Annotated in this window: 30 protein-coding genes; 11 read left to right on the top strand and 19 right to left on the bottom strand. The window is 72.6% G+C overall.

Annotated elements, in window-relative coordinates; translation table 11 throughout:
- The first annotated feature begins 14 nt into the window (after positions 1-14).
- From NITAL_RS23365 to NITAL_RS23355, 3 genes are all read left to right on the top strand, one after another.
- Positions 15-689, top strand: coding sequence for an NADPH-dependent F420 reductase (locus NITAL_RS23365; RefSeq protein ID WP_052668685.1), 675 nt, complete (start codon positions 15-17; stop codon positions 687-689).
- A gap of 50 nt (positions 690-739) precedes the next feature.
- Positions 740-1,285 carry a macro domain-containing protein gene (locus NITAL_RS23360; RefSeq protein WP_211262632.1) on the top strand — a complete coding sequence of 182 codons (546 nt, stop codon included), beginning with the start codon at positions 740-742 and terminating at the stop codon, positions 1,283-1,285.
- Positions 1,286-1,364: 79 nt separating this feature from the next.
- Positions 1,365-2,075: a polyamine aminopropyltransferase gene (locus tag NITAL_RS23355; RefSeq protein ID WP_157042051.1), complete on the top strand. Its 711-nt coding sequence runs from the start codon at positions 1,365-1,367 to the stop codon at positions 2,073-2,075.
- Positions 2,076-2,082: 7 nt separating this feature from the next.
- Here the strand turns inward: NITAL_RS23355 and NITAL_RS23350 are convergent, their stop codons facing one another.
- Both NITAL_RS23350 and NITAL_RS23345 read right to left on the bottom strand, forming a co-directional pair.
- Entirely contained in the window at positions 2,083-2,763 is a 681-nt protein-coding gene (locus NITAL_RS23350; protein ID WP_052668684.1) for a response regulator, read from the bottom strand.
- A complete protein-coding gene (locus tag NITAL_RS23345) occupies positions 2,760-4,415 on the bottom strand; it encodes a sensor histidine kinase (RefSeq protein WP_083442312.1) in 1,656 nt (551 codons plus the stop codon). Before NITAL_RS23345 ends, NITAL_RS23350 begins: the two co-directional genes overlap by 4 nt.
- Positions 4,416-4,553: 138 nt before the next feature.
- On the opposite strand from NITAL_RS23345, the gene NITAL_RS23340 reads away from it, so the two are divergent.
- Positions 4,554-6,227: an SLC13 family permease gene (locus NITAL_RS23340; protein ID WP_083441937.1), complete on the top strand. Its 1,674-nt coding sequence runs from the start codon at positions 4,554-4,556 to the stop codon at positions 6,225-6,227.
- 7 nt (positions 6,228-6,234) lie between these two features.
- Here NITAL_RS23340 and NITAL_RS23335 read toward each other — a convergent pair whose 3' ends face one another.
- Positions 6,235-6,609, bottom strand: a complete 375-nt coding sequence (locus NITAL_RS23335) for a winged helix-turn-helix transcriptional regulator (protein ID WP_052668682.1) — start codon at positions 6,607-6,609, stop codon at positions 6,235-6,237.
- Between the two features lie 187 nt (positions 6,610-6,796).
- Between NITAL_RS23335 and NITAL_RS23330 the strand changes: the two genes are divergently transcribed.
- Positions 6,797-7,672, top strand: a complete 876-nt coding sequence (locus tag NITAL_RS23330) for an SDR family oxidoreductase (RefSeq protein ID WP_052668681.1) — start codon at positions 6,797-6,799, stop codon at positions 7,670-7,672.
- A gap of 142 nt (positions 7,673-7,814) precedes the next feature.
- On the opposite strand, the gene NITAL_RS23325 is transcribed toward NITAL_RS23330, so the two are convergent.
- From NITAL_RS23325 to NITAL_RS23300, 6 genes are all read right to left on the bottom strand, one after another.
- A complete protein-coding gene (locus NITAL_RS23325; RefSeq protein WP_052668680.1) occupies positions 7,815-8,462 on the bottom strand; it encodes an ABC transporter ATP-binding protein in 648 nt (215 codons plus the stop codon).
- Positions 8,449-9,384 carry an oligopeptide/dipeptide ABC transporter ATP-binding protein gene (locus NITAL_RS23320; protein WP_052668679.1) on the bottom strand — a complete coding sequence of 312 codons (936 nt, stop codon included), beginning with the start codon at positions 9,382-9,384 and terminating at the stop codon, positions 8,449-8,451. The genes NITAL_RS23325 and NITAL_RS23320 overlap by 14 nt, the downstream gene beginning before the upstream one ends.
- The gene (locus tag NITAL_RS23315) at positions 9,381-10,247 is read right to left on the bottom strand and encodes an ABC transporter permease (RefSeq protein WP_211262631.1); all 867 of its coding nucleotides are present in this window, start codon (positions 10,245-10,247) and stop codon (positions 9,381-9,383) included. Before NITAL_RS23315 ends, NITAL_RS23320 begins: the two co-directional genes overlap by 4 nt.
- Entirely contained in the window at positions 10,244-11,317 is a 1,074-nt protein-coding gene (locus NITAL_RS23310; RefSeq protein ID WP_211262630.1) for an ABC transporter permease, read from the bottom strand. Before NITAL_RS23310 ends, NITAL_RS23315 begins: the two co-directional genes overlap by 4 nt.
- A complete protein-coding gene (locus NITAL_RS23305) occupies positions 11,299-12,921 on the bottom strand; it encodes an ABC transporter substrate-binding protein (RefSeq protein WP_083441936.1) in 1,623 nt (540 codons plus the stop codon). The genes NITAL_RS23310 and NITAL_RS23305 overlap by 19 nt, the downstream gene beginning before the upstream one ends.
- Before the next feature lie 211 nt (positions 12,922-13,132).
- Positions 13,133-13,471, bottom strand: coding sequence for a winged helix-turn-helix transcriptional regulator (locus tag NITAL_RS23300; protein ID WP_052668678.1), 339 nt, complete (start codon positions 13,469-13,471; stop codon positions 13,133-13,135).
- A gap of 156 nt (positions 13,472-13,627) precedes the next feature.
- On the opposite strand from NITAL_RS23300, the gene NITAL_RS23295 reads away from it, so the two are divergent.
- Positions 13,628-14,554 carry an NAD(P)-dependent oxidoreductase gene (locus tag NITAL_RS23295; protein WP_211262629.1) on the top strand — a complete coding sequence of 309 codons (927 nt, stop codon included), beginning with the start codon at positions 13,628-13,630 and terminating at the stop codon, positions 14,552-14,554.
- A gap of 31 nt (positions 14,555-14,585) precedes the next feature.
- On the opposite strand, the gene NITAL_RS23290 is transcribed toward NITAL_RS23295, so the two are convergent.
- Positions 14,586-15,518: a cyclase family protein gene (locus NITAL_RS23290; protein WP_052668677.1), complete on the bottom strand. Its 933-nt coding sequence runs from the start codon at positions 15,516-15,518 to the stop codon at positions 14,586-14,588.
- Positions 15,519-15,742: 224 nt separating this feature from the next.
- On the opposite strand from NITAL_RS23290, the gene NITAL_RS23285 reads away from it, so the two are divergent.
- From NITAL_RS23285 to NITAL_RS23275, 3 genes are all read left to right on the top strand, one after another.
- Entirely contained in the window at positions 15,743-16,285 is a 543-nt protein-coding gene (locus NITAL_RS23285; RefSeq protein ID WP_052668676.1) for a DUF1697 domain-containing protein, read from the top strand.
- 61 nt (positions 16,286-16,346) lie between these two features.
- Positions 16,347-16,967 carry a carboxymuconolactone decarboxylase family protein gene (locus NITAL_RS23280; RefSeq protein WP_211262628.1) on the top strand — a complete coding sequence of 207 codons (621 nt, stop codon included), beginning with the start codon at positions 16,347-16,349 and terminating at the stop codon, positions 16,965-16,967.
- A gap of 10 nt (positions 16,968-16,977) precedes the next feature.
- Positions 16,978-17,847, top strand: a complete 870-nt coding sequence (locus NITAL_RS23275; RefSeq protein WP_052668674.1) for an RNA polymerase sigma-70 factor — start codon at positions 16,978-16,980, stop codon at positions 17,845-17,847.
- A 33-nt stretch (positions 17,848-17,880) separates the two neighbouring features.
- Here NITAL_RS23275 and NITAL_RS23270 read toward each other — a convergent pair whose 3' ends face one another.
- The 3 genes from NITAL_RS23270 to NITAL_RS23260 are packed head-to-tail and all read right to left on the bottom strand — an operon-like array spanning position 17,881 to position 20,018.
- Positions 17,881-18,150 (bottom strand): DUF2277 domain-containing protein, encoded by a 270-nt coding sequence (locus NITAL_RS23270; RefSeq protein WP_052668673.1) that lies wholly within the window; start codon positions 18,148-18,150, stop codon positions 17,881-17,883.
- Positions 18,151-18,186: 36 nt separating this feature from the next.
- Positions 18,187-18,999 (bottom strand): ABC transporter permease, encoded by an 813-nt coding sequence (locus tag NITAL_RS23265; protein ID WP_052668672.1) that lies wholly within the window; start codon positions 18,997-18,999, stop codon positions 18,187-18,189.
- A complete protein-coding gene (locus tag NITAL_RS23260; RefSeq protein WP_052668671.1) occupies positions 18,996-20,018 on the bottom strand; it encodes an ATP-binding cassette domain-containing protein in 1,023 nt (340 codons plus the stop codon). Before NITAL_RS23260 ends, NITAL_RS23265 begins: the two co-directional genes overlap by 4 nt.
- A gap of 470 nt (positions 20,019-20,488) precedes the next feature.
- Here NITAL_RS23260 and NITAL_RS23255 point away from each other — a divergent pair, with 470 nt between their 5' ends.
- Both NITAL_RS23255 and NITAL_RS23250 read left to right on the top strand, forming a co-directional pair.
- Entirely contained in the window at positions 20,489-20,683 is a 195-nt protein-coding gene (locus tag NITAL_RS23255; protein WP_052668670.1) for a hypothetical protein, read from the top strand.
- Positions 20,684-20,811: 128 nt separating this feature from the next.
- Positions 20,812-21,165 carry a hypothetical protein gene (locus tag NITAL_RS23250; protein ID WP_052668669.1) on the top strand — a complete coding sequence of 118 codons (354 nt, stop codon included), beginning with the start codon at positions 20,812-20,814 and terminating at the stop codon, positions 21,163-21,165.
- 192 nt (positions 21,166-21,357) lie between these two features.
- On the opposite strand, the gene NITAL_RS23245 is transcribed toward NITAL_RS23250, so the two are convergent.
- From NITAL_RS23245 to NITAL_RS23220, 6 genes are all read right to left on the bottom strand, one after another.
- A complete protein-coding gene (locus NITAL_RS23245; RefSeq protein ID WP_052668668.1) occupies positions 21,358-21,789 on the bottom strand; it encodes a hypothetical protein in 432 nt (143 codons plus the stop codon).
- A gap of 149 nt (positions 21,790-21,938) precedes the next feature.
- On the bottom strand, positions 21,939-23,540 hold the full coding sequence (locus tag NITAL_RS23240; RefSeq protein ID WP_052668667.1) for a major capsid protein: 1,602 nt from the start codon (positions 23,538-23,540) through the stop codon (positions 21,939-21,941).
- 156 nt (positions 23,541-23,696) lie between these two features.
- A complete protein-coding gene (locus NITAL_RS23235) occupies positions 23,697-24,062 on the bottom strand; it encodes a hypothetical protein (protein ID WP_052668666.1) in 366 nt (121 codons plus the stop codon).
- Entirely contained in the window at positions 24,059-24,475 is a 417-nt protein-coding gene (locus NITAL_RS23230) for a hypothetical protein (protein ID WP_157042049.1), read from the bottom strand. Before NITAL_RS23230 ends, NITAL_RS23235 begins: the two co-directional genes overlap by 4 nt.
- 11 nt (positions 24,476-24,486) lie before the next feature.
- A complete protein-coding gene (locus tag NITAL_RS23225) occupies positions 24,487-25,914 on the bottom strand; it encodes a hypothetical protein (protein WP_052668664.1) in 1,428 nt (475 codons plus the stop codon).
- Complete coding sequence (locus tag NITAL_RS23220; RefSeq protein ID WP_052668663.1) at positions 25,911-26,429, bottom strand: P27 family phage terminase small subunit; 519 nt, start codon at positions 26,427-26,429, stop codon at positions 25,911-25,913. Before NITAL_RS23220 ends, NITAL_RS23225 begins: the two co-directional genes overlap by 4 nt.
- Positions 26,430-26,771 lie beyond the last annotated feature (342 nt).

Here is a 26,771-nt window from a genome sequence, read left to right as displayed (position 1 = left end):
GGAGCGAGGGACGTATGCGGGTCGGTGTGCTCGGATCGGGGCCCGTGGCGAGGGTCCTGGCGGCCGGCTTCCACGACCACGGGCACGACGTGGCGGTGGGGACGCGTCACCCGTCCAAGCTGGCGAACTGGTCCGCGGAGCACGACGGTGTGCGGGTGGTCAGCGTCGCGGAAGCAGCTGCGCACGGCGAGGTCGTGGTGCTGGCCGTGACTGGCGAGTTCGCGGCCGAGGTCCTGCGTGCCGCCGGCGAGGACGCCCTCGCCGGCAAGACCGTGATCGACACGACCAACCCACTCGCGGGTGGTCCACCGGTCGACGGCGTCCTGCCGTACTTCACCGAGCTCGACGACTCCCTCATGGAGCGCCTCCAGCGCCAGTTCCCCTCGGCACACCTGGTCAAGGCGTTCAACTCGGTGGGCAACCAGTTCATGGTCGACCCCTCGTTCGAGGGCGGGCCGCCCACGATGTTCATCTGCGGCGACGAGCCCGCCGCCAAGCGGACGGTCACTGCGATCCTCGACCAGTTCGGCTGGGACGTCGCGGACATGGGCACCGTCGTGGCGGCCCGCGTCATCGAGCCGCTGTGCGCGCTCTGGTGCATCCCGGGCATGCGCGGTGACGGCTGGAACCACGCCTTCAAGCTGCTCCGTCAGCCGACCCGAGGTCCCGACGGCCGCGCGACGGCTTGACGGTCGCGCGGACCGGCGCCCACCATCGCGACCTACCGATCGATCGGGAGGTGGCGGTGAACGACGAGGCGACGTTCGGCGAGGTCCGGCTCGAGCTGCGCCACGGCGACATCACCGCGCAGCCGGACGTCGATGCGATCGTCAACGCGGCCAACGCGCAGCTCGAGACCGGCGGGGGCGTGGCCGGCGCCATCCACCGCGCAGCCGGTCCCGGCCTGGCCGAGGAGTGCCGGCCGATGGCGCCGATCGAACCCGGCCACTGCGTGATCAGCGGCGGTCACGATCTGCCGAACGGATCGGTCGTCCACTGCCTCGGGCCCGTGTACGGCCGGGACGCACCGGCCGACGAGCTGCTGGCGAGCTGCTACCGGGAGGGGCTGCGGCTCGCCGACGAGCAGGGCCTTCGCTCCATCGCCTTCCCGGCGCTGTCCACCGGGGCGTTCGGCTACCCGATGCGGGACGCCGCGGAGGTGGCGCTCCGGACGATCGCCGAGGTCGCTCCGCAGCTACGGACGGTCCGGCTGGTGCGGTTCGTGCTGCACGCACCGGCCGACCTCGTGGTGCACCGTGAGGTCCTCACCGACCTCGTGGGGTGACACCCGGGCGGCGGGCTGCCCCGCCGGTCACCGGTAGCGTGACGTGACGTGTTCGATCGCCCCGACCGATGGATCCGCCGTGCGCCCGATGTTCGAGGAGCTCGCCTCCCACGAGACCCCGATGGGCACGATCAGCCTGCGCCGCCGGATCGAACCGTCCCGCCAGATCGACGTCTACGAGGTCAAGCTCGGCGACGAGTACCTGATGTCGAGCCTGTTCACCGTGGCCGAGATCGAACTCGCCCGGCTCGGTCTGGCGGAGCTGACCGGCGACGCGCTGGACGTGGTCGTCGGGGGTCTCGGCCTCGGCTACACCGCCCGCACCGCGCTCGAGGACCCGCGGGTCAGCGCGATGCTCGTGGTCGACGCGCTCGGCGAGGTCATCGACTGGCACGAGCAGGGCCTGCTGCCGGACGCCGCGGGCCTCACCACCGACCCGCGCACCCGCCTCGTCCACGGGGACTTCTTCGCCATGGCCGCGTCCGAGGACGGTTTCGATCCGGACACGCCGGGCCGCCGGTTCGACGCCATCCTCCTCGACGTCGACCACTCGCCGCGTCACGTCCTCCACCCGAACCACGCACCGTTCTACACCGCCCAGGGCCTGAGCCGCCTCGCCCGGCATCTCACGCCGGGAGGCGTCTTCGCGCTGTGGTCCGACGATCCACCGGACGACGAGTTCCTCGCCGTCCTCGACGAGGTCTTCACCACGTCGGCAGCACACGAGGTCAGCTTCGCCAACTTCATCACCGGCGGTGAGTCCGCCAACACCGTCTACGTCGCACGATGACGGTGCGTCACGACGCCGCCCCCAAGCGGTAGTGGTGCTCGGGGCGGCCCGGCCCGCCGTACCGCGCGGTCCGCTCGGCCATGCCGATCTGGACCAGATGCTCGAGGTAGCGCCGTGCGGTCACCCTCGACACGCCGATGCGCGTGCCGACGTCGGTTGCCGTCGCGCCGGACTCGTCGTCTCGGAGCGCGTCGATCACCTGCTGCATCGTGGTCTCGGTCAGCCCCTTCGGCAGGGCGACCTGCGGCGACCGGTGGAGCGTGGTGAGCATCGCATCCACCTCGTGCTGCGCCACCGGGCCGGACCGTTCGGCGACGCTGCGGTGGTAGTCCCGGTACCGCTCGAGCTTCTCACGCAGCATCGCGGCCGTGAACGGTTTGACCACGTACTGGACGATGCCCAGGGCCACGGCCGCGCGCACCACCTCGACGTCGCGTGCGGAGGTGACCGCGATCACATCCACGGGGAGGCCCGCCCGCCGGATGGTCTGGCACAGCTCCAACCCCGGGATGTCGGGCAGGCCGAGGTCGAGGAGCACCACGTCGACCTCCTGCGCCTTGAGCACCGCCAGCGCCTCGGCACCGGTCCCCGCGGAGCCGACGACCGTGAAGCCCTCGGTCCGCTCCACGAACGTCCGGTGAGCACGTGCGACGACGGGCTCGTCCTCGACCACCAACACGCGTATCACGGTGTGAGCTCCCGGTGTCCGTCTGAGGTCGGTGACTCGAGGGGGCACGGCAGACGGACCCGCGCCACGGCACCCGCCGCATCGGTGCGGTTGGTGACGGTGACCTCGCCGCCGAGGCGGTCCACGGTCCGCCGGACGAGCGCCATGCCGATCCCGCGTCCGTGCCGCCGTTGGGCGCTCGCGAGCTTGGTGGACCAGCCCAGTTCGAACAGCCGCTCCCGCGCCTCGCCGGACAGGCCCGTCCCCGTGTCGGTCACCACGATGTCGAGGTCGGTGTCATCGCGGCCGATCCGAACCTCGACGTCCCGCGGAGCCTGCGTCGATGCGACGGCGTCCAGCGCGTTGTCGATCAGGTTCCCGAGGATGGTGACCAGGTCGGTGGGCTCCACGCCGGACCGGCCGACCGTGCTGCCCACCACCAGCTGCAGGTCCACGCCGCGCTCGTGGGCCTGGCTCGCCTTCCCGAGCAGCAGCGCGACCAGCTCGGGTTCGTCGACCTGTGCCAGGAGCCGATCGACGAGCTCCTGGGATCCCCGGACCTGGTCGGTGGCCATCCGAACCGCCGCGTCGACCTCCCCGAGCTCGATCAGCGACACCACGGTGTGCAGGCGGTTGTCGGCCTCGTGTGCCTGCGCGCGTAGCGACTCGGCGAGGTTGCGGACGGCACCGAGCTCGTCCGACAGCGCCACCACCTCCGTGTGATCGCGCATGGTCAGCACCGTCCCCGAGCCGTCGTCCGGACCCACCGGCAGCTGGTTGACGACGACCAGTCGATCACCTGCGAGGTGGATCTCGTCGGATGCAGGGGCGCCCGATGCCAGCAGCGCGGCGAGCTCGCCGTCGACCGGCAGGTCGGTCACCTCGGTGGCCACGGTGTCGCGCAGGTCGAGCAGCCGTCGAGCCTCGTCGTTGAGCAGGACCAGTCGGCGGCGATCGTCGAGGACGATCAGGCCCTCGCGGATCGCGTGGAGCACCGCCTGGTGGTGGGCGTGCTCGCGCGCCAGCTGCTGTGGCGTGAGACCGAAGGTCTGCCGACGGAGCCGTCGCGCGATGCCCCAGGTCCCGAGAGCGGCCAGCGTGAGGGCGAGGGCGGCCGCTCCCCCGAGGAGCAGCAGGGCGGACGCGAGCACGCTCCAGATCCGGTCGACGGTGACGCCGACGGCGACCAGCCCGATCGCCTCGCCGTCCTCGAGCACTGGCACGACGGCGCGGACCGAGGGGCCGAGCGTGCCCTCGAAGGTCTCCACCACCTCGCCACCGGTCGCCGCCGGAGCGATGGTGCCGATGTAGGTCCCGCCGATCTGGTCGGGATCGGGGTGGGTGAACCGCGTGCCCTCGACCGTCATCACGACGACGAACGAGACGTCGGCCCGGGCGCGGATGCGTTCCGCGAGCGGTTGCAGCGTGTCGGTCGGATCGGTCCCCGCGAGCGCGGTCCTGACCTCCGGCACCTCGGCGATGCTCGCCGCGAGCGAGCGCACCTGCGTCCGCGCCGCATCGGTCACGAGGCGGTCGGCGACCAGTCCTGCAGCCGCGATCGCGGCCACGACGGTCACGAGGACGAGCAGGACCTGCAGCGTCAGGACCTGACGCGCCAGCCCGACGCGCTCGCCGAGCCTGCCACCCGGTCGTTCGTGGCCACGTGACGTCATGCTCGCTCCCTCCGACGCAGCCTCGCACACGACGTCTCGGCCGGCACGCCCGGATCGTGACCGTTACGTACGCAACGCAGACAGCCTCGTCGCCGCACGCCAGGGTCACCAGGACACCTGCTCTTGGGAGGGAGCCACATGGCCACGGGAGATGTCCAGCCGACCCGCGTCAGCGCGGTGGTCGACGTGCGTGCGGCCGAGGCTGCCAGCGCGCCACCCCCGCCGGCCGAGGTGCGCCAGGCGGCAGATGGCGTGCCGCCCGGCGGTGGCGAGCCCGACGTCCCGAGGACGAGGTGGCTGTGGCGGATCGTCGGCCCGGTCGCCGCCGTCGCGGCCTACGTCGGCATGCCCGCGCACGAGTTGCTGACGGCCGAAGCCCGCACCATGGCCGCCGTCGTGATCGTGATGGCGATCTGGTGGATGACCGAGGCGTTCCCGCTGCCGGTCACCTCGCTCGTCCCGATCGTGGCACTCCCGTTGCTCGGCATCCTCGCGATCGAGGACGCCACGTCGCCGTACGCGTCGCCGATCGTGTTCCTGTTCATGGGTGGGTTCGTCATCGCCCTCGCGATGCAGCGGCAAGGACTGCACCTCCGTGTGGCGCTGCACACGGTACGGATCGTGGGCACCCAGCCACGCCGGATGGTGCTCGGCGTGATGGTCGCGACCGCGGGGCTGAGCATGTGGGTCAGCAACACCGCCGCGACCCTGATGATGCTGCCCATCGGGCTGAGCGTGCTCGGCCTAACCGCCCGGGGAGGTTCGGAGCCCGCGACCGGCACCGGCACGACGGGACCGGACACGCCAGGCGGCACGGCCGCCGCGGTCATCACCGATCCGGCGCAGCGTCGGTTCGCCGCCTGCATGGTGCTCGCCATCGCGTACTCGGCCACCATCGGCGGCCTCGCGACCCTGATCGGCAGCCCCCCGACGCTGGTCATGGCCGGCTTCGTGCAGGACGCACTCGGGATCACCATCGGGTTCGCGCAGTGGATGGCCCTCGGCGTGCCGCTCGCGGTGGTGTTCCTCGCCATCGCCTGGCTCTTCCTGACGCGCGTCGCGTTCCGGGCCGAGCTGCCACCCGTCGCGCAGGGGTCGCAGGTGATCCGCGGCAAGCTGAACGAGCTCGGTCCGATGGCGACCGGCGAGTGGTTGGTGCTGGTCGTCTTCCTGGCGACCGCGGCGCTGTGGGTGGGGCACGGCCCCCTGTCGGGGGTCGACGCGCTGGTCGACGCCATCCCGCTCGTCGCGCTCCTGTCCGACGAGGCCATCGCGATCGGCGCCGCCATCCTGCTGCTGGCCCTGCCCATCCCCGGCCGTGGGGGGCAGCCGGCGCTGCCGTGGAACGCCGCGCAGTCGGGGCTGCCGTGGGGCGTGCTCCTGTTGTTCGGCGGCGGCCTGAGCCTCGCCCGCGGGGTACGTGAGACGGGGCTCGACAGCTACATCGGCGGGTTGATGTCCGGCCTCGGGACGCTGCCGTTGGTCCTGTTGGTCGCGGCGACGGCACTGATCGTCCTGCTGCTGACGGAGCTGACCAGCAACACCGCGACGGCCGCGACCTTCGTACCCGTGCTCGCGGGGGTCGCCGTCGCCGCTGGGGTCGACCCGCTGTCGCTGCTGGTCCCCGCAGCGCTCGCCGCCACCTGCTCGTTCATGCTGCCGGTCGGCACGCCCCCGAACGCGATCGTCTACGCCTCCGGCCACGTCACCATCGGCCAGATGGCACGCACCGGGATGGTCCTGAACCTCGTCGGCGTCGGTGTCGTGACGGCCGGCGTGATGCTGCTCGGCCACGTGGTGACCGGATCGTGACGGGCCGTCACCGGTTCCCGACGACCTCGTCGGCGTGCTCGGCGACCCACTCCACCAGGGGGAGCAGCCGCGCCGCGAGCTCCTCGCCGAGCGGGGTCAGGCTGTAGTCGACCCGTGGCGGCACCGTCGGCTGTGCCTCGCGGTGGACGAACCCGTCCTGCTGGAGCGTGCGCAGGGTCTGAGCGAGCATCTTCTCGCTGATGCCCTCCGCCCGGCGACGGACGTCGCTCCACCGCTGCGGACCGTCCGCGAGCGACACGAGGACGAGCACCCCCCACTTGCTCGTGACGTGGTCGAGGACCACGCGGCTCGGGCACGCCGACGGCAGCACGCCGTTGGGGTAGATGCGAGCGAGCTCGGTATCGCCCCAGGTGGTCCTCACGGTCCCGCTCCTCGTCTGCCCCCAGCGTGGTCCGCCGGAGCCTCGTGGTCCGACCCCTACGCGGTCGCTCGAGGCTAACTAACCAAGAGGAAGTACACAACCAGAAAGTGCGTACCCCACCAACGGAATGTCTCGACGAGCGTTCCCGTTGTGTGGGCATCCGATCCCCTACTGGAGGCAACCTCCCGTGTCCATCGTCATCACCGGCGCCACCGGCAACCTCGGCCGTCTCGTCATCCGTGCTCTCCTCGACCGCGGCGTCGAGGCCCGGTCCATCGTCGCCGCCGGTCGCGACCCCGAGCGGCTCGACGCCGCGGCGGAGCTCGGCGTCCGTACCGCTCCCATCGACTACGCCGACGCCGCGAGCCTTCGGGCGGCGTTCGAGGGCGCCGACCGGGTGCTGCTCATCTCGGGGAGCGAGGTCGGCCAGCGCGTGCCTCAGCACCGCAACGCGATCACCGCGGCCGTCGAGGCCGGCGTCGCACAGCTTGCGTACACCAGCATCCTCCGCGCCGACTCCTCGTCGCTGATGCTGGCCGAGGAGCATCTGGCCACCGAGGAGATCCTGCGGGACTCCGGCCTGCCGTTCGTCCTGCTCCGCAACGGCTGGTACCTGGAGAACTACACCGAGCAGATCCCGGTCTACCTGCAGGTGGGCGGCGTGGCCGGCAGCGCCGGCGACGGGCGGATCAGCGGTGCGGCCCGTGCCGACTTCGCCGAGGCAGCAGCCGCGGTGCTGACCGGCGAGGGGCACGACGGCGCCGTCTACGAGCTCGGCGGCGACCGTGCCTTCACGATGGCCCAGGTCGCGGCCGAGGTCGCCGAACAGACCGGGACGCCCCTCACCTACCAGGACCTGCCGGTCGAGGCCTACGCCGAGGTGCTGGAGGGAGCCGGGCTGCCGCCGGAGCTCGCGGCGGTCCTGGCCGACGGCGACCGCGGCGTGGCGGCCGATGAGCTGTACGTCGACACCGGTGACCTGTCGCGCCTGATCGGGCGGCCGACCACGCCGCTGGCCGACGCGGTCGCCGCCGCCCTCAGCCGGACCGCACCCGTCGCCTGACGCGCGCCCCTCACCCGAACCGCCGTCGCCCGGTGACGTCAGCCTTCGACGGTGACGTCCGACAGCCCCTCGAGGGCTGCCGCACGTGACCATCGTGGCGTCACGTCACCGGGCGGCACGGTGTCGGCGAGTCGGATGGAGGTCACGCCCTGGCGGGTGCGGTGACCGCTTCGTGCTCGGGCCGGTGCTCCCCGGGTCCGAGGTCGAGGACGTCGTCGGCCACGGCCGCCAGCAGATCGTCGTCGTGGGAGATCGCGATGACGCTCAGCTGCTGGTCGTGGACGCGCGCGAGCAGGGCGTGCCACAGCTGCGCCTGGGTGATCGGGTCGAGCATCGCGCTGATCTCGTCGGCGATCACGACGCGGGGTCGTGCCGTCAGCGCCCGCGCGACCGCCAGCCGCTGCAGCTCCCCACCCGACAGCTCGCCCGGGAAGCGGCCGAGCCACGCGGCGTCGATGGACAGATCGGCGAGGAGGTCGGGCTCGGGGGCGCCTGCTTCGGCCAACGACTCGCGCAGCCGCCAGCGGGGATCGACGGCCAGCTCGGGGTGCTGCAGGACGAGCTGCACCGGGCTGGCGCCGGACGGCTGCGCCCCCCCGCCGTCCACCTCGACCCGTCCACGGTCGGGACGCAGGTAGCCGGCGAGGAGCCGCCCGAGGGTGGTCTTGCCGGTCCCGCTCGGGCCGCGGATGCCGATGACCTGGCCCGGCTCCACCTGCAGGTCGACGCCACGGACCACCCAGGGGGTGCGATCGCCGTACCGGAACCACAGGTCGTCAGCTCGCAACACGGATGCACCTCGCGGTGGATGCGCCGGCCGGGCGCGGGAGCGGTCGTTCGACACGGCAGTCGTCGATCACCAGCTCGCAGCGGTCGGCGAACAGGCAGCCGGGCGGTAGGTCGAGCGGCGAGGGTTGCCCGCCTGGCACGGGGTGGAAGCCGTTGCGCGGCAGGGCGCGCCACAGCGCGCGGGTGTAGGGGTGCGCGAGCGCGGAGCCGTCCCCGACGAACGAGCCGATGGGCGCCTCTTCCACGGTCGTCCCGGCGTAGAACACCACGACCCGGTCCGCGACGTCCAGCGCGGCGGTCAGGTCGTGGGTGACCAGGATCACGCCCGCGCCACCGTCGGCCAACCTGCGCAGGGATCCGAGCGCCTCGGACACGATGGCCGGGTGCAGGCCGGGGGTCGGTTCGTCCGCGACGATCAACCGGGCGTCGCCCGCGGTCGCGATGGCGGTCATCACCCGGCGGGCCATCCCGCCGGACAGCTCGTGCGGGTGCTGGGCAGCGACCTCCGGTGCCAGCCGTCGATCCGCGAGGGCCTGGGCCGCCCGCTGCCCCGGATCACGGTGGCCCGCGAGCGCTGCGGCCCGGCGCAGCTGACTGCCCGTGGTGGCCAGCGGGTCGAGCGCGGTCACCGACTGCGGGATCAACGCGATCTCGCGTCCGCGCAGCGCCGCCCGCCGTCGGCGGGTGAGCGCTGCACCGTCGTAGCGCAGCGTCCCGCCCTCCCTCGCGTTGCCCGGCAGCAGCCCGAGCAGCGCGTGGGCCAGCAGGCTCTTGCCCGAACCGCTGGCCCCGACCACCGCCACCAGTTCGCCCGCGTCGACGGTCAGGTCCAGACCGGTGACCACCGGCAGCCGCTGGCGCCGAAGGCCGGCCACGTACTGCACGAACTCGAGGGTGAAGCCCTCCACCTCCAGCAGGCTCACTCGTGCACGCTCCTCGGATCGGTCAGGGCCCGGACCTGCTGCCCGATCGCGTCGACGGCCTTGACGATCACCAGCAGCGCGAGGCCGGGCAGCAGCGCCAGCCACCAGGAGCCGGCCGACAGCTCGCGCATCGCGTCCGCCAACAGGATCCCGATGGCGGGCGCGTGGGGCGGCAGTCCGAGGCCGAGGAACGACAGCGCCGCCTCGTGCAGGATCGCGTGCGGGAACAGCAGGATCGTGCCGACCAGCACGTGGGGGCCGAGGTGACGTCCGAGGTGCTGCCACGCGATCTGGGCCCGCGATCGACCGAGGTGACGCGCGACCGCCACGTAGTCGGACGAGGTGACCCGGCGTGCCTCGGCACGCAGGACGCGGGCGAGCGACGGCCAGTGCGTCAGCGCGACCGCGATCAGCACGCCCCGCACCCCCCGGCCCGCGGCGACGGCGACGAGGATGAGCAGCACCAGGTGCGGGAGGGACAGGAACAGGTCGATCACCCAGCTGATCGCCGCATCGACCCACCGGCCGGCCACCCCCGCCAACGCACCGAGGACGAGCGCGATCATCGCGCTGATCAGGGCCGCCAGCGCGCCGATGCCGAGGCTCAGCCGGAGACCGACGACGGTCCGCGCGAAGACGTCACGTCCGAGGCGATCGGTGCCGAACGGGTGGTCGAGGCTCGGGGGCAGCCGACGGGCATCGAGGTCGGTGAGCTCCGCCGCCGGGCCGAGGAGCGCCGCGCCGACCAGCACCAGGACGATGGCCGCCGCGCCAGCCCACAGCTGCCACAGGGCCCGACGGCGCCGGCTGGCGCCCCCGATCGCGAGACCGGTGCTCGGTGGGGTCGTCAGCTCGGCGCTCACCGCTGACCCGCCCGGTCGAGGAGGCTCACGCGTCGGTCGAGACGGCTGTGAGCGACGTCCCCGAGCAGGTTCCCGACGTACACGAACACCGCGGCGAACAGCGCGATGCCGAGCAGCAGGGGCAGGTCACCGCGGATGCCCGCCTCGACCGTGGCGCGTCCGAGCCCCGGGTAGCTGAAGACCTGCTCGGCGAGCACCGATCCTCCGAGGAGCTCGCTGAGCGAGGCGAACTGGAGGGTCACCGCCGGGACCGCGGCGTTGCGCAGCACCCGGTGCCGGATCAAGCCGAGGCCGCGCTCGCCCTGTGCGCGGGCGAACAGCACGTGCTCGCTGTCGAGGATGGCGATCGCCTGCTCGCGGGTGTGCAGCGCGATGGGCGCGATGCCGACGAGGCTCAAGGTGACCGCCGGCAGCACCAGGTGGTGGAGCCGCTGCCCAAGGCTCGCGGCGGCAGGATCGGTGCCGATGGGGCTCGCGCAGCAGACCGGGGCCCATCCGAGCTGCACCGCGAAGACCGTCAGCAGCAACAGGCCGACCCAGAACGTCGGCGCCGACGCGAACGTGTAGGCCAGCCAGCGGATCGCCCGGTCGAGCGGTCTGCCCCGGCGGGCGGCGGCGAGGAGTCCGAGCCCGAACCCGAGGATGCCCGACAGCAGCCACGAGGCGGCGAGCAGCCCGAGGGAGGTACGGAACCGGCTCGCGATGACGTCGGTGACGGGCGCGTCGAAGATGGTCGAGGTCCCGAGGTCGCCACGCGCGACGTTGCCGACCCACCGGGCGAAGCGCACGGGGCCGGGGTCGTCGAGGCCCCACCGCTCGGCGATCATCGCCCGCTGCTCGGGGCCGATGCGGGTGACCTCGGCACCCACGTAGGCGTCCACCGGATCGAGCGGCGAGGCCTCCAGCAGCAGGAACCCGCCGACCGCGACCCCGATCAGCAGGAGCACCAGCCGCGTGGCACGACCGAGCACGAACCGTGCGACCCGGCTGCCACGGCCGGGTGCAGGTGGAGCGTCGTCCTCGGGCGGGGCAACGCGCTCGGGATCCTCGGTCAGCACGTCCAGCGCCACCCCGTGATGCCTGCGGTGATCGGCCACCCGTGGCCGTGCGGCTCGACCTGGAGGTCACCGAGGTCGAGGCACTCGTCGACGAGGTAGGTGTGGTCGAGGTTGACCAGCCAGGCCCAGGCAGCGAGGCCCGGGGCGGCGAAGCCGTCGCCGTCGTCGTCGAGCTGGGCTGCACGCCACCACACCTCGGCCTCGTCCGGCTCGGTGGCACCCATCGCGAGGTCGAGGTAGGTGTCGACCTGGTCGTCGATGAAGTAGCCGGCGTTGAAGAACTCGACCCCGGCACGCGAGCTGTGGTGCAGGTTGTACATCTCGGTCGGGTCGTGGCTGCCCCAGCCGAACAGGACCGCGTCGGTGTGCATCCGCTGGCCGATCGCGTCCCAGCCGAGTCCGTCGACCTCGACGGCGATGCCGACCTCGGCGGCCACGTCGCGGAAGGCCAGCGCCAGGGCCTGCCGGACCGAGTCACCCGCCGGGTAGAGCAGCGTGAAGCGGGCCTCGGTGCCGTCCCGTTCCAGGACCCCGTCGCCAGAGCGGTCCGCCCAGCCTGCCTCGGCGAGGATGCGAGCGGCGCCGTCGGGATCGCCGTCCTCGACCACCGAGGCCGGCTCGGACCACGGCAGCCCGTCGACCGGGCCGTGAGCCGGCCTCCCGTACCCCTCGAGGATGCCGTCCACGAGCGCCGCACGGTCCACGACGAGGTTCAGCGCCTGGCGGATGGCCAGGTCCGACGTCACGGCATCACCGATCGGGTGGCCCTCCTCGGTCGTCTCGCCGTCGTCCGGCGTGAACGGGAACATCACCCCACGGTTGTCGACCGACGGCACGGCCACCAGGTCCATGCCCGCCACCGCGTCGGTGGCCAGCGTCTGCGGCACGCCGGCGACGTGGACGTCACCGGCGCGGGCGGCGGCCAGGGTCGCGTCCTCGTCGGTGAACACGAAGACGAGCCGTTCGACGTCGGGGAGGTCGCCGTGGTGGTCGTCGTTGCGGGTGACCACCAGCTGCTGGCCCTCGTCCCACCGCTCCAGCACGAAGGGGCCCGAGCCGATCGGCTGACGCCCGTAGCCGTCACCGTGGAGGTGCTCGGGCACGATGCCGAGGGTCGCCAGCTGGTCGACGAAGGTGCTGCGGGGCGCCGACAGCTCGAGCTCGACGACCGTGTCGTCGACCGCGGTGGCGGAGGCCAGGTCGCTGAGGTCGACCAGCCCGCCGCTCGTCGCGGCGGTCGCGAAGGTGTAGGCGACGTCCGAGGCGGTCAGCGGCTGACCGTCGCTGAAACGCACGTCGTCGCGGATCGTCACCGTCCACGTCAGGCCGTCGTCGCTGACCGCCCAGTCGGTGGCGAGGTCGCCGACGAGGTCGAGATCGGCATCGCGCCGGAGCAGCGTCGACTGGAACAGCGGCGCTCCGTAGGTCCCCCACCCGAGCGTCGGGTCGTAGCCCTCGTCCGGCTCGCCACCGATGGCGAGCACCAGCGACTCGGGTGCCTCACGGTCCGGCGTCGCCCCCGCTCGGACGTCGGCCCCGCCGCAGGCTGCGAGGAGCGCAGCGGCCGTGCCGAGCGCGACGAACGGACGGAACAGCGGACGGGACGGACGCGACACGGGAGGCCCCCTTCTTGCGAGCGGTTCGCAACGCACCGCACCCTAGCCTCCTGCGAACCGTTCGCACGACGGTCACCGCCCGAACCCGGATGCAGTCACCGTGACTGCGATCGTGCAGGCCCCCCGGGCGCCACACTCCGCCCGAACCCGGATGCAGTCCCCGTGACTGCGATCGTGCAGAGCCGGTCTGACCGCGGCCGTTACGGCCCGGTCACGTCCTCGCGCGGGTCGCGGTGATGTGGGTCATGTGCTGCTCGCCCCAGTCACCGAGGGGTTCGAGCGCTGCGTTGAGCGACTCGCCGAGGTCGGTCAGGGAGTAGACGACCTTCGGCGGGACCTGCTCGTGGACCTCACGGTGCACGAGGCCGTCGCGCTCGAGGTCGCGCAGCTGCTGGATCAGCACCTTCTCGCTGATGCCCTCGACCTCACGGCGCAGCGCCCCGAACCGGCGCGGCTCGACGTCGAGGACCCACAGGATCAGCGCCTTCCACTTGCCGCCCACCACGTCGACGGCGGCGTCCAGGCCGCAGCTGTACAGGGGCTCGTCCACGGGCGACCTCCTCACGTCGTCGGGCACGGTAGCGGAGCACGAACCTCGAGGTAGGTACGTACCTGAAAGTCGGTACTAGGCGAGAGGTTGGCGTCGAGGCAGTCTCGCGGTCCGCCGGGAACGCCGGCACGGAACTCCCCGACCCGGAGCAGCCACGTGAACCCTCCGACCACCGACCTCCTGGCCGCACCCGATGCGGCGAACGACGCCCGCGGCCGACCGGTCACCGTCATCGGCCTCGGCGCGATGGGCCACACCCTCGCCCGGACCTTCCTCGCCGCCGGCCACCCCACCACCGTCTGGAATCGCACCGCCAGCCGCGCGGATGACCTGGTCGCCGACGGCGCGACCCTCGCCGACTCCGTGTCGGCCGCGGTGACGGCCGGCCCGTTGATCGTCGTGTGCGTGCTCGACAACGACACGACGCTCAGCCTGCTCGACCCGCTCGGTGACGAGTTGGCGGGGCGTGCGGTGGTCAACCTCACGTCGACGACGCCCGAGGACGCGCGGGCGTTCCACACGTGGGCGACCTCCCGCGGGGTCGACCACCTCGACGGCGCGATCATGGTCCCGACCCCGGTGGTCGGCACCGACGACACCCTGGTGCTCTACAGCGGGGCACGGGAGGTGTTCGACACCCACCACGCCACGCTGGCGTCGCTCGGCGGGACCGCCGACTACCTCGGCACGGATCCGGGGCGGGCCGGGCTGTTCGACCTCGGGATGCTCGACGTCTTCTTCGCCGGCATGACCGCGTTCCTGCACGCGACCGCGATGGTGGGCGCCGACGGGATCGCACCGACGACGTTCCTGCCGTACGCGCGGACCATCGTCTCGGTGCTCGACGAGGTCCTGCCCGGGCTGGCGGCCGAGGTCGAGGCAGGCAGCTACCCAGGCGACGCTGACAACATCGCCATGGAGCTGGCGGCGATGGAGCACGTCGTCCGTGTCAGCGAGGCTCGGGGTATCGACACCACCCTGCCCGAGGTCACGCGCCGCCTCCTCGCCACCGCGGTCGAGCAGGGCCACGGGCGCGACACCTTCTCCCGGATCGTCGAGCAGCTCCGCCAGCCGAGCGCCTGACCGACCGCTCCCCGCCCGACCGCGGGTGCGGTCAGGCGGGGATCCGCGCGTACGCGCGCACAGGGAAGGTCCCGAAGCCCGCGACGCGTGGCGGTACGGCGGAGAACGACACGCCGCTCGCGGGGAGCTGACCGAGCCCGGTCAGGTGCTCGACCACCGGGATGCAGGCCTCGAGCAGGATCGAGTGCGCCGGGCGAGCCCGACCCACGGTGTCGTCGATGTTGACCGAGTCGATCCCCACCAGCGCGGCGCCCTCATCGGCGAGGTACCGGGCGCCGTCCTGGGTGAGGAACGGGGCCGGATCACCGTAGCGTTCGGTCCCCCAGTGGCGGTCCCAGCCGGTGTGGAGGAGCACCGCGTGACCGCGCACGTCGAACGACGCGAGCGCCGTCGGCCCGATCCCCCGCGCCTCGCTGTCGTCGAGGTGCACGACCGCGGCCGGCAGGTCCACGAGGGTCGCGAGGTCGAGCGCGGCCAGATCCCCGCCGTCCGCGTAGCGGTGGAACGGGCTGTCGAGGTAGGTGCCGGTGTTGCCCACCATCTCGAGCCGCTGGATCGCGAACTCGGTCCCCGGCGCGTAGTGGTCGCGCGACGCCTCGCGGGTGAGGTGGTCGTGGAAGCTCGGCCCCGGCAGACCCGGGTAGGTCACCATGCCTTCGACGATCACGTGGCTGAGGTCGATCAGCGCGGTGGTCGTCTGCGCTGCGGTGGACGTGCCGTCCGAGGGTCCGCCGCGGGATCCCTTGTGCGGTGCGGCGAGGATGCGCAGGTTCGACACCTCGATGTCACCGACCATCAACAGCCCGAGGTGGCGGACCAACAGCAGCCCGACGTCCTCTCTGTCGATCCGGTCGCCCGGGATGTCGAGCCGGAAGCCACGGACCCGCAGGTCACCACCGTTGGCGAAGGTCACGGTGGCGTCGAACTCGACCCGGTGCTCGGTGACGGTGGGTGGCTGGGGCACGGCGGACCTCCGGGCGTGGGACGAAAGCGGCCGGCGCTCCCGGGCGTGAGTCACCGTCCGGGGGCGCCGGCCCGGGAGCGGCCAGCGAGTCTGCACGCCCTCGGGCGGCGGGACCATCGCCCCTGCTGCCAGCTGCCGCAACCATCCGGCCACCCTGCGCCCGGTCTGGCAGGCTGCCGTCCTCCGGCGGTCGGCGAGGCCGTCACGAGAAGGGGTCCGCGACGGTGCGGTACGCGGCGTTCCTGCGGGGCATCAACCTCGGCAAGCGTCGGGTGACGGGGCCCGAGCTGTGCGCGCCGTTCGAGGGGCTGGGGTTCACCGAGGTCGCCAGCTTCCTGGCCAGTGGCAACGTGGTCTTCGAGACGGACGACGATGCGGGAGCCGGTGAGCTCGGAACGAGGATCGCGTCCGCACTCGAGGAGGCGCTCGGTTACGAGGTGCTGACGTTCCTGCGCAGCGTCGCCGAGCTGGCCGCGATCGTCGCCCGGACGCCGTTCACGGCGGACCAGCTCGCCCGGTCGACGGGCAAGCCGCAGGTCCTGCTGCTCCCGCGCGAACCGGCTGCGGACGATGCGGCTGCGGCGTTGGCTCACGGCTCCGACGATGACGTGCTGGTGCTGGACGGTCGTGAGCTGCACTGGCTGCCGTCCGGTGGGGTCTCGCAGAGCGACCTCGACCTCACCGCGATCGGCCGTGCCGTCGGGCCGGTCACGATCCGGACCGCCAACACCCTGTCCCGGATGCACACCAAGTTCTTCGCCGCCTGAGCACGGCAGCGAGCGGAACCCGACAGGTCCCTGTCACAGGAGCAGCCGGGCCGGTGTCTCCATGACCACGTCAGCGACGACAGGAGGCGACGTGGTCAGCGACATCCGCGTACCGAGGGCCGAGATCACCGGGGTCTACGGCGCGCTCGTGAAGCGGTTCAGCAGGAAGATGCTCGGGGAGGTGCCCGAATCCCTGGAGGCCCTGTGGCACCACAAGCCGGTGCTGAAGTTCGGCTTCGGGATCGGCCAGAAGACCCGCCGGTGGCACGCGTGCGACGAGGACCTGAAGTCCTTCGCCCACATGGCGGTCGCGTCGCTGATCGGCTGTTCGTTCTGCCTCGACCTCGGCTACTTCACGGCGCACAACGACGGACTGGACCTCACGAAGGCGCGGCAGGTGCCTCGCTGGCGGGAGTCGGACGTGTTCACCCCGCTGGAGCGGGACGTCATGGCCTACGCCGAAGCGATGAGCCAGACCCCGCCGACGGTGACCGACGAGCAGTCCGCGCGGCTGCACGACGCCCTCGGGACGCCCGCGCTGCTCGAACTGACCGCCGTCATCGCGCTGGCCAACTACTACGCCCGGAACAACCGGGCGCTCGGCATCGAGGCCGAGGGGTTCGCCGCGTCCTGCGGCCTGCCGCCGCTGGCGCGACCGTCCAACGACCTGCGGTCGGCGTAGGGTCCGCGACATGGACGACGACCCCTTCGTCACCCACCGCAGCCTGCTGTTCACCGTCGCCTACGAGATGCTCGGCTCCGCCGCCGACGCCGAGGACGTCGTGCAGGAGACCTGGCTGCGGTGGGCTGCCGTCGATCAGGCCGAGGTGCGTGACCCGCGGGCCTACCTGGTCCGCAGCGTCACCCGCCAGGCGCTCAACCGGCTCCGCACGGTCAGCAGGCGACGCGAAGACTACGTCGGCGAGTGGCTGCCCGAGCCGCTGCTGACCAGCCCGGACGTGGCCGACGATGTCGAGCTCGCCGAGAGCGTCTCGATGGCGATGCTCACGGTCCTGGAGACGCTCGGCCCGGCCGAGCGCGCAGCGTTCGTGCTGCGGGAGGTCTTCGACACGCCGTACGACCAGATCGCGCGGGCGCTCGACCGGTCGCCGTCCGCGGTCCGCCAGATCGTCCACCGCGCCCGAGAACGCGTAGCCGCCCGACGACCACGCATGGAGGTGAGCGTCGCCCAACAGCGCGCCGTCGTGGACCGGTTCATCGTCGCGATCGACACCGGTGAGCTGCAGGCACTGCTCGAGGTCCTGGCCCCCGACGTGGTGTTGGTCGCCGATGGTGGCGGCCTCGCGGCGGCCTTCCCACGGCCGGTCACCGGTGCCGAGCGTGTGGCCCTGCTCCTGGCCGGCTTGGCCGCGGCCACGCCAGCTGCGCGCAGCGCGCCAGCGTGGCTCAACGGCGCGCCCGGCGTCCGGATCGACCAGGACGGCCGGTTCGCCACCGCCGTCAGCGTCGTCGTCGCAGACGGCCGGATCACCCACCTCTACGCCGTCCGCAACCCGCAGAAGCTGGGACACCTCGACGAGGTCACCCTCCTGTCGCGGTGAGGGGACCGACCACCGAGCTCCACCTGTCGATGCTCAGCTCAGGTGGGCTGCCTCGGCACGGCGGGCGAGGCGCCGCTGCACCGGATCGGCAGGCCGCGAGCCCGCGCCGACGACGAGACCGTCGAGCAGGTCACGGGTCGACGCGGCGATGGCGTCCACCGCCGCGTCGAACACCGCCTGGTTGGCCACCGACGGGGTCCGGTAGCCGCTGATCTTGCGCACGTACTGCAGCGCGGCGTCCCGGACCTCGTCGTCGGTGGCGGGTGGCTCGGCACCCCGTAGCTGCTGGATGCTCCGACACACGTGACCTGCTCCTCGTTCGGTGGTGCGGCCGCCGGCTCAGCGGCTGGCGGCGCGCTTGTACTGGCGGATCGACAGCGGCACGAAGATCGCCAGGATGATGCCGACCCAGATCAGGGTGTACATCACCGGGTTCTGCATCGACCAGGCGTCCGACGCGGGCAGCAGGCTGCCGGCACCGGTGTTGCCGAACAGTTCGCGCACCGCCTGCGTCACCGTCGACACCGGGTTCCACTCCGCGAAGCGTTGCAGCGGGGCGGGGAAGGTCTCGAGCGGGACGAACGCGTTGGAGATGAACGTCAACGGCATGATGACCATGAACGAGGCGTTGTTGATGACCTCGACGCTCGGGACCAGCAGGCCGACGTAGGCCATCACCCAGCTGAAGGCGTAGGCGAACAACAGCAGCAGCAGGTAGGCGGCGATCGCGTCGAAGAACGAGCCGCGGATCCGCCAGCCGACCAGCAGACCCGTCAGCGACATGATGATGATCGACAGCACGTTGTAGACGATGTCGGAACCGGTCCGACCGACGAGGACCGCCGAGCGGGACATCGGCAGGGACCGGAAGCGGTCGATGATGCCCTTCTGCATGTCCTCGGCGAGGCCAGCCCCGGTGAACGTGGCACCGAACACGACCGTCTGGGCGAAGATGCCGCCGATGAGGAACTCGCGGTAGTCGAGGCCGGCGCCCGGGTCGATCGCCCCGCCGAAGACGTACGCGAACAGCAGCACGAACATGATCGGCGAGAGCAGGACGAAGACCAGCACCTCGGGCACGCGCTTGATCTTGATCAGGTTCCGCTTGGCGACGACGGAGCCGTCGGCGATGGCGTGGGTGAGCGCGCTCACAGGGCTCCCTCCGGGGTCAGGTCACGGTTCGGGTCGTCGGTCTGGCCGGTCGCGTCGCTGGTGGTCCCCTCGGCGGCGTCCTCGGCGGTGTGCCCGGTCAGCGTCAGGAACACGTCGTCGAGGGTCGGCCGGCGCAGGCCCACGTCCGACACCTCGATGCCGCGGGCGTCGAGCTCGCGCAGGGCCTGCATCAGGGCCTTCGAGCCACCATCGATCGCCACGGTCAGGTGGCGGCCGTGCTCGTCGACCTGGACCTCGCCGACACCGATCGCGGTCAGCACGCCGGTCGCCGGTGGGATGTCGGACGCGTGCTCCACGACGACCTCGATGCGCTCGCCACCGAGGTCGCGCTTGAGCTGGTCGGCAGTGCCGTGGGCGATGGCTCGGCCGTGGTCGATCACGACGATGTCGTCGGCGAGGAGGTCGGCCTCCTCGAGGTACTGGGTGGTCAGCAGCAGGGTGGTGCCGTGGCTGACCAGCTCGCGGATGACACCCCACATCTCGGTGCGGCTGCGGGGGTCGAGCCCGGTGGTGGGCTCGTCGAGGAACAGGACCTTCGGCTCGGCGACCAGCGCACCGGCGAGGTCGAGCCGACGACGCATGCCGCCCGAGTAGGTCTTCACCGGCCGGTCGCCGGCCTCCGACAGGTCGAACCGCTCGAGCAGCTCACGGGCCCGTGACCTCGACCGCTGCTTGCCCAGCCGGTACAGCCGCCCGACCATGTCGAGGTTCTCGAAACCGGTCAGGTGCTCGTCCACCGCGGCGTACTGGCCGGACAGGCCGAGCCGTTCCCGGACCCCGTCGGGGTCGGCGACGACGTCCATCCCGGCCACCGTGGCCGTCCCCGCGTCGGGGATCAGGAGGGTGGTCAAGATCCGCACGGCGGTGGTCTTGCCCGCGCCGTTCGGCCCGAGCAGCCCGAGGACGGTGCCTTCGGGCACCGTGAGGTCGAGGCCGGCGAGGGCGGTCACCTCGCCGTACCGCTTCACGAGCCCTTCGGCCCGGATCACATCGGTCACTGCACGTTTCCTTCTGCGTCGCCCGCGGCGTCCGCCGGGGTCGTCGAGCACGCTACGGGTGGCCGCGGACAGGACGTGTCCGCGGTCGGGGGGCCCCGGTGGTGCCGCGACGTCGAACCTCGGTGCGGGACCCGTCGGGAGTCACGCGACCGTCAGCCTCGCTGCTGACCGGACGGTGTCACGGAACTCATCGGGCCGCTTGGAAGAACCGGCAGAGCCGGTGCGACGCCCCCGTCGCGGTGACGCTAGACCCTCACGTGGGGTCGAGGTCAACGGTGCATGCGCCGGAGCGGCGCAGGTCCGGCCGGTCGGCCGAGGACCCCGACCGTTGGGCCGCGCCAACCGTCGTGACGACGGGGGACCCTCCCCGGTCGAACCGGACGGGCCCCGGCCAGCGGTCGGCAGCGATCGACCGTCTGGGGTGGCCGGGGGTCCGAACCTCGCTCGACAGCTCACCCCGAGGAGCACCAGTGAACCCCGCGCGCGCCAACCACCTCGCCATCTCCCTGGTGGCCGTCGGGGTGATCGCGCTGGCGCTGGTGCTCGGGCTGTGGCAGAACGTCGATGCCGCGTGCGACGGCGAGGACTTCGACCCCGCCGACCCGGTGGCCACCTGCCAGCCACCCGATGAGGTCGAACGAGGCAACGTCGCCGTCGACCCCTGATGGTCCACCGCGGTGCCGTCGCCTGATCTAGGTGGCCTGGTCGTCGAGACTGGGTGGGGCCCACCGAGGTCCCGCGTGACCTCCGGGAGCAAGGTGTGCGCAACACACCACCTACCGGAGACGCCACGATGACCACCGTGACCACGCCGCGGCACCACACGCCCACAGCCGAAGCACCATCCCCCCCGTCGCCACCCGACGCGTGGAGGGTCCGGACGGCTCGAGAGCAGCTGAGCACGCTCCTGGAGCAGGCCGCCCTGCTCGACTTCGACGACGCCCCCGGGTGGGCGCACCTGCGTGCCACGTCGCACGCGACGACGACGGTGCTGCGGAACGCGTCGCTGTTGCCGCCCCACCTGCACGTCCGGCACGACGATCCGCCGGTCATCGTCGCTCGCACCATCGCCGCGGCGGCCGCGCACGTGGGCGACCCCGTCCCCGTCGCGAGGCACGCGCCCCGCAGCGTCCCAGGTCGGCGGTAGGTTCTGGGCCACGCGGGCGTGGCGGAACTGGCAGACGCGCTGGGTTTAGGTCCCGCCGAGCTATCCCGGACGGTGCCTGCCCTCACCGGCCCTCCCCCGCCTGACCTGCGGAAACGTGCCGCCGGCTGCCGACCTCGCCCGACCGTGCCGGCCCTCGCCTGCCGGTTCGTGGGGCCACGACGGGGCCACCGCTCACCTCGGCGGTTCGGTGATCCGTCGCACGTACCCCTCGGCCGCGTTGCTGCCCCACGCCCGCCGCTGCTCGGTGGAGACGACCTGCTCCAGCCGCTCAAGCGGGACCGTCTCCCCGTCGGAGGGGTGCAGACGTGCCGCGTCACGCCGGCCGGCGACCAGCCCGCGCAGCAGCTCCTCGACCGCGCCTCGTGCGTCCTCCGACGTCGCCCGCCCTCCCAACGACCACGGGACCACCAGCCCCGGAGAGATCGCGAGGACCACGACCGGGGACCAGGAGCACCCCGCCCCGTCAGCGGTGGCGTGCTCGACGATCCGGACGGCGCGGATCGCGAGCCGGTCGAGATCCTCCGCGACGTCGGCCAGCTCGGGCACGTCGTCGAGGTTCGGAGCTGGTGGCGGGTTGCTGCCGATCCCGGCCGGTCGGTTCATCGTTCCCCCTCGCGTCGGCGCGCAACGTAGGCACGGAGGCGTCACCGGTGGGGAAGGACACCGCCCCGACCGGGTGTCCGGTCGGGGCGGGGTCTGACGTCGGAGTGCCGGGGTCGGTCGTGCACCGACCGTCGACGCTTGCCCGAGCGTCAGGCGGTGAGGTCGATGGTGCCGGAGCTGGCCCCGTACGCGGCGGTGGTCTGCGTCACGTGGAGCGCCTCGTGGCCGACGGCAGCGACGCCCTCGAACGTCTCCGCGAACGACTCGACCTGGTTGGTCGAGTTGAGGGTCGAGTCCCGGACGAGGCCGAGGTCAAGGCTGCCACCGTCGAGGAACAGGAACGCTCCCTCTGCGGCGACGACGAACTCGACGGTGGAGGGGAACGCGACCAGCGCGCCGGTGTCCTGCCCGCCGATCGGCTGGACGTCCGGGGACCACACCGGCGCGATCCCGCGTGCGGTGAACCATGCGCCGATCTGCTCGTCGGTGACCCCGAGCGCGTCGTCGCCGGGGAGCTGCTTGGCAACGTCGGCGCGGACGAGGTGACGTGCCCACTCCGGCAGGACGACCCGCAGCCGCGCGGTGGGGGCGAGCCGCTGCCGCGACCGGTACCCGGCGGTGGCACGGTCCAGGGTGGTCAGCAGGTCCCGTGCTGCGCCCAGCTCGGCGTCCGCGGTGACCGAGGTGGCCGCGCTGACGATGGACGACCACAGCTCCTGTTCCGCGGTGCGGGCGTGCGCGGCGGTGAGCATCCGTACCGCTGCCTGCACCGCTTCGGGGTGGGTCCGGGCGTGGAAGTTGCCGAACGCGACCCGGCGGGTCACGGCGTGGACGAGCACCTCGACCTCGCTGCCGCACTCCAGCGTCCAGGTCGGCTTCGTGGCGTACATCCCGAAGTCCGGACCGGGCGGGTCCTCACCGTCCGCGGGGGAGTTGTCGAAGTCCTCCGCGAGGATCCGACGGTCGTTCGCCTCGGTCCACACGACCGTCCCGGTGGACGCGTCAGCGAGGGACGGGGCGGTCAGGAGACGGACCCCGCCTCGCTCGGCACCGAACACCGGGAGCGCGTCACGGATCGGGCGGTGGTCGGACGCGATGGTGTCGACCTCGTAGCGGGCCGAGATCGGGGCGCACAGTCCACCGGCGGCCACGAGCGCGTCGTCCCCGACGACGGCAGCGACCCGCTCCACGTTCGTGTGCACGTCCGCGCCGAGCTGCCGCTCCTCCGGGACGTCGAGGTGCAACGTCGCGACCCGCGAACGGAACTCACCGGACCGCGGGACGGAGCGGAGCTGGTCGAGGAACGCGCGAGCGACGCCGGGACCGTCGACCTCGGCACCGGCAGCGGTGAGGGCACGGACGTCAGCTCGTGGCGTCCGCGGGTGGGAGTCGCGCCGCTGGTGGCGGGCCGCGTCCGCGAGGGACGGGCGGGTCAGCGTCTCACCGGGACGGACCGACGCGACCAGCTCCCGGACCTGGTTGCGGCGGGCCTGCCGCAGCGAGCGGACGCACTCGATCGCGGAGGCGGCCAGCCCCATCAGGTCGAGGTCGTGCGTGTCAGGGTCGGCGTCGTCGCCGGGGTCGGCCGCGTCGAACGCGGCGATCAGGTCCGCCTCGGTCGCGTCGAGGTCGGCCGTCGGGACCTCGTCGAGGTCGGCCGCCCACCCGTCAGCGCGGGTCACGGCAGCAGCGGTCAGCACGTCAGCAGCCGCGAGGGCAGCGAGGGTGCGGCGAAGGGTTGCGAGATCCACGGTTTAGCTCCAGGGCGCAAGGTTGGACACACGATCCCTGCGCGGGGAGCTGCCGGCGCTGCCGCTGTGCGGCCCGGTCCGGTGGTCCCTGCTCGGGACCGGACGGTGCGCTCGCTCACCCACAGCGTACCGCCGGCAGTGACACGACCGCGGAACTCAGACGAGTAGCCCGCACGGTTCGCACCCGATGTCCCCGAGCACGCCACGCTCGGCCCCCAGGTCGAGCCGGTGCCCGCACCGCGGACAGTCGGTCGGAGGCTCCCCGAGCGGCCCGAACGTCACCCCCACGCTCGCAGCAACAGCGACGACCCGCGCGTCCGTGTCCGCCGTGGCCGCCCACCGCCAGAACCCCGGCGCGACCCGGACCGTCAGCCCGAACCCCGCGAGCCGCTCCACCGCACGACCGACCGCGCGGCGACGCCACCGCTCGACCCCGACCGCCCGGTGCAGCTCCTCGATCGACGCAGCCCGCCACGCCACCTCACGCAACGCGCCCGCCACCGCAAGGTCCGGCCCGTTCACTCGCCGACCTCCTGCGGACCGTCGTCGAGCGTGTCCAGGACCGCGAGGAACGCCAACCGCAGCTCCGCGTCCGTCACCCCCAACTCGCGGAGCACCGTCACCGTCACCGACGTTGCAGCCACCCCCGCCCCGGCCAACCCGACCCGGCTCGCGAGCGTCTCCACCGCCCCCACCACCGCCCGGACCGGCCCGTCGTCCGGATCGTCCACCGGGACCGTGTGCAGCTCCAACGGCTCGACCTGCACCGTCAACCACACCGGCTCCACCACCGACCGCACCAGCCCACGCGCCAACGCCGCGCACGCCTCCGGTTCCGACTCCAACGCCCGCTCGTCCGACAGCCGCCCCAGCCCATCCCGCAGCCGATCCAGCCCCGCCAGCGGAACGAACCCGCCCAACTCCACACCGTCCATGCCATCTCCGATCATCGTCGACCCGCCACACGCAAACCGCCCGGCCTCGGCCCCTCACGCGCCGCCGGCAACCCCCGACCCACCGACGACGACCACGACCCACCAACCGACGACGCCTGCACCAACGGCAGCGCCGCCAACGCCAACGCCACCGCCCGATCGTCATGCCGACCCGCGTCGTGATCCATCCGCACCACCCCCGGCGACGTCTCCCGCAACCGCACGTGCGCCAACTCCTCCAACAGCTCCGCGTCCTCCGGCAACGCCAGCAACCGGTCCCGCAGCAACAGGTGCAACGTCGACGCCAACCGGCCCACCGACCGGGACGAGAACGCGAACTCCTCCACCTGGACCCCACGGCCCCGCAGCCGCTGCGCCAGCCCCACCGCCTGCCACGGGTCCAGGACCATCCGAGCGCCCACGTACCGGCTCCACACGTCCAGCAGCGCTTCCTCCACCGTCCCGAGCTGCACCGGCGACCGCCGCGACCCCGCGAACACCAGCATCCGGTCCAGCACCACCCGAGACGCACGCCGCAGCCCGTCACCATCCGGGACGTCCACCGGCTCCGCATGGCACACCGCCACCACCGTCCGGTCGTCCTTCAGCCCCACGTCCACCCCCACCACGTACCGGCGACCCGCCACCGGCTCCACCGGCCCGTCCAGGACCACGCACTCCCGCAGCCCCTCGACGTCCACCAGCCGGTCGTCAGCCCCGACCCACCGGCCCTCGTGCAGCCGCGCGTACTGCCACTCCAGCAGGAGACGGCGCTGCTCCGCGAGATCCTCGACGTCCAGCCACGGGACCGGACCCGCCACCTCCGACGTCCGCCACCGGGCCGACCCGCGCGCTTCCTCCAGCACCCGGAACGCCCACGACGCGGGATCCCCCGGCGAGGTCAGCACCGCCAGCCGCGACCCCGGCACCTTCGGCAGCGCGGACACGATCGACGACCACAGCCGGCGCGGACCGGGCGTGTCCTTCCACTGTGCCAGCTCGTCCACGACCGTCAGCCACGGACGCCGGCCCCACGACGACGCATCGTCCGACGACTCGACCTCCAGCGTCGCGCCCGACGACCGCACCGTGGCCCGGTGAGCCTCGACGTGCAGCGATCCCGCCAGCCCCGGCGTCCTCTCCACGTAGCCACGTACCGCGTCGAGGAGTAGCCCAGCCTGCCCCCGGTCCGCCGCGTACCCGTAGCTCCGCGACACGCGAGGAGCCTGCACCAGCAGCGCACACGTCACGACCGCCCCGAGGTCGGACGTCTTGCTCCCACCACGCGGACGGGTCAGGTAGTGCAGCCGAGGACCGTCAGCGTCGAGCACCGCCCGAGCGTCGTCCCGCTGCCACCGCTCGGCCGCGTCGCCCCACCGGCGGCCGTCCTCCAGCACCAGCCCGTACAGCAGCTCCAGCGTCGCGTCAGCAGCCGTCACGATCCGTCCTCCTGGTCCTCGACGTCGCGGGCCGTGCCGACCACCTCGACGCGCTCCAGCGCCTCCCTCCCGGCCGCTCGCACTTGCTCCAGGTCCGCGGCGTGCAGCACGGCGTCCGCACGCTCACGGGCCAACGCAGCACGCGACCGCGGATCCAGCCCGAGCCGCTCCCGTGCACGCATCGCAGACGACTCCGCCCGCTCCAGCGCCCGCAGCGCCGACCGAGGCTCACCCTCCGCATCGACCAGCCCGTGCACGTCGAGGTAGTCGGCCAACAGCACACACCGCGCCTCCGCCCGCGCCCACGACTCCAACGCCGGCCCGTCGAGGTCGTCCAGCCACGGCGCACGCTCCCGCGCCCACCGCACCACCGCGTCCGCGATCGGCTGCACGAACCGCTCCGCGTTGGCCCCGTGCCGCGTCGACAACAGGTGCCCCGGCTGGAACGGCTCCCACCGGTAGCCACGCGCCGGGATCCCCGACGCCGGACCCGCGCTCCCCTTCCGCTCACTCACGCGAACACCCCCCACCGGGCACAGCACCCAACGCGCCCGACCCCACGAACCGCCTCCAACAGCCCACCAGCACCCGAACCCGCCAGCACCCGGACCGACGTGGCCCCCGACGTGGCCCCGACCGTGCCCCCGACGACCATCCCGACCGACGATCCGACGCGCGCATCATCTCGACCGAACGGGCCACCCTCCGGCACGACCGCGCTCGACCGGTGCTGGTGGTGTGCTCGGGGGTGGTTCTGGTGGTGTGGGGTGGTGGCCCCTTCACGGGGGTGGGTACTACGTACCCCTACCCCGCGTGATGGGTGGGGGGCGTGATGGGCGTGTAGGGGTGCGTGATGG

Origin of the sequence: Nitriliruptor alkaliphilus DSM 45188 (genome assembly GCF_000969705.1) — a bacterium.
In the GTDB taxonomy this organism is placed as follows: domain Bacteria; phylum Actinomycetota; class Nitriliruptoria; order Nitriliruptorales; family Nitriliruptoraceae; genus Nitriliruptor; species Nitriliruptor alkaliphilus.
Note: the sequence above shows the minus strand (reverse complement) of the source record. Positions and strands in the feature narration are given on the sequence as shown.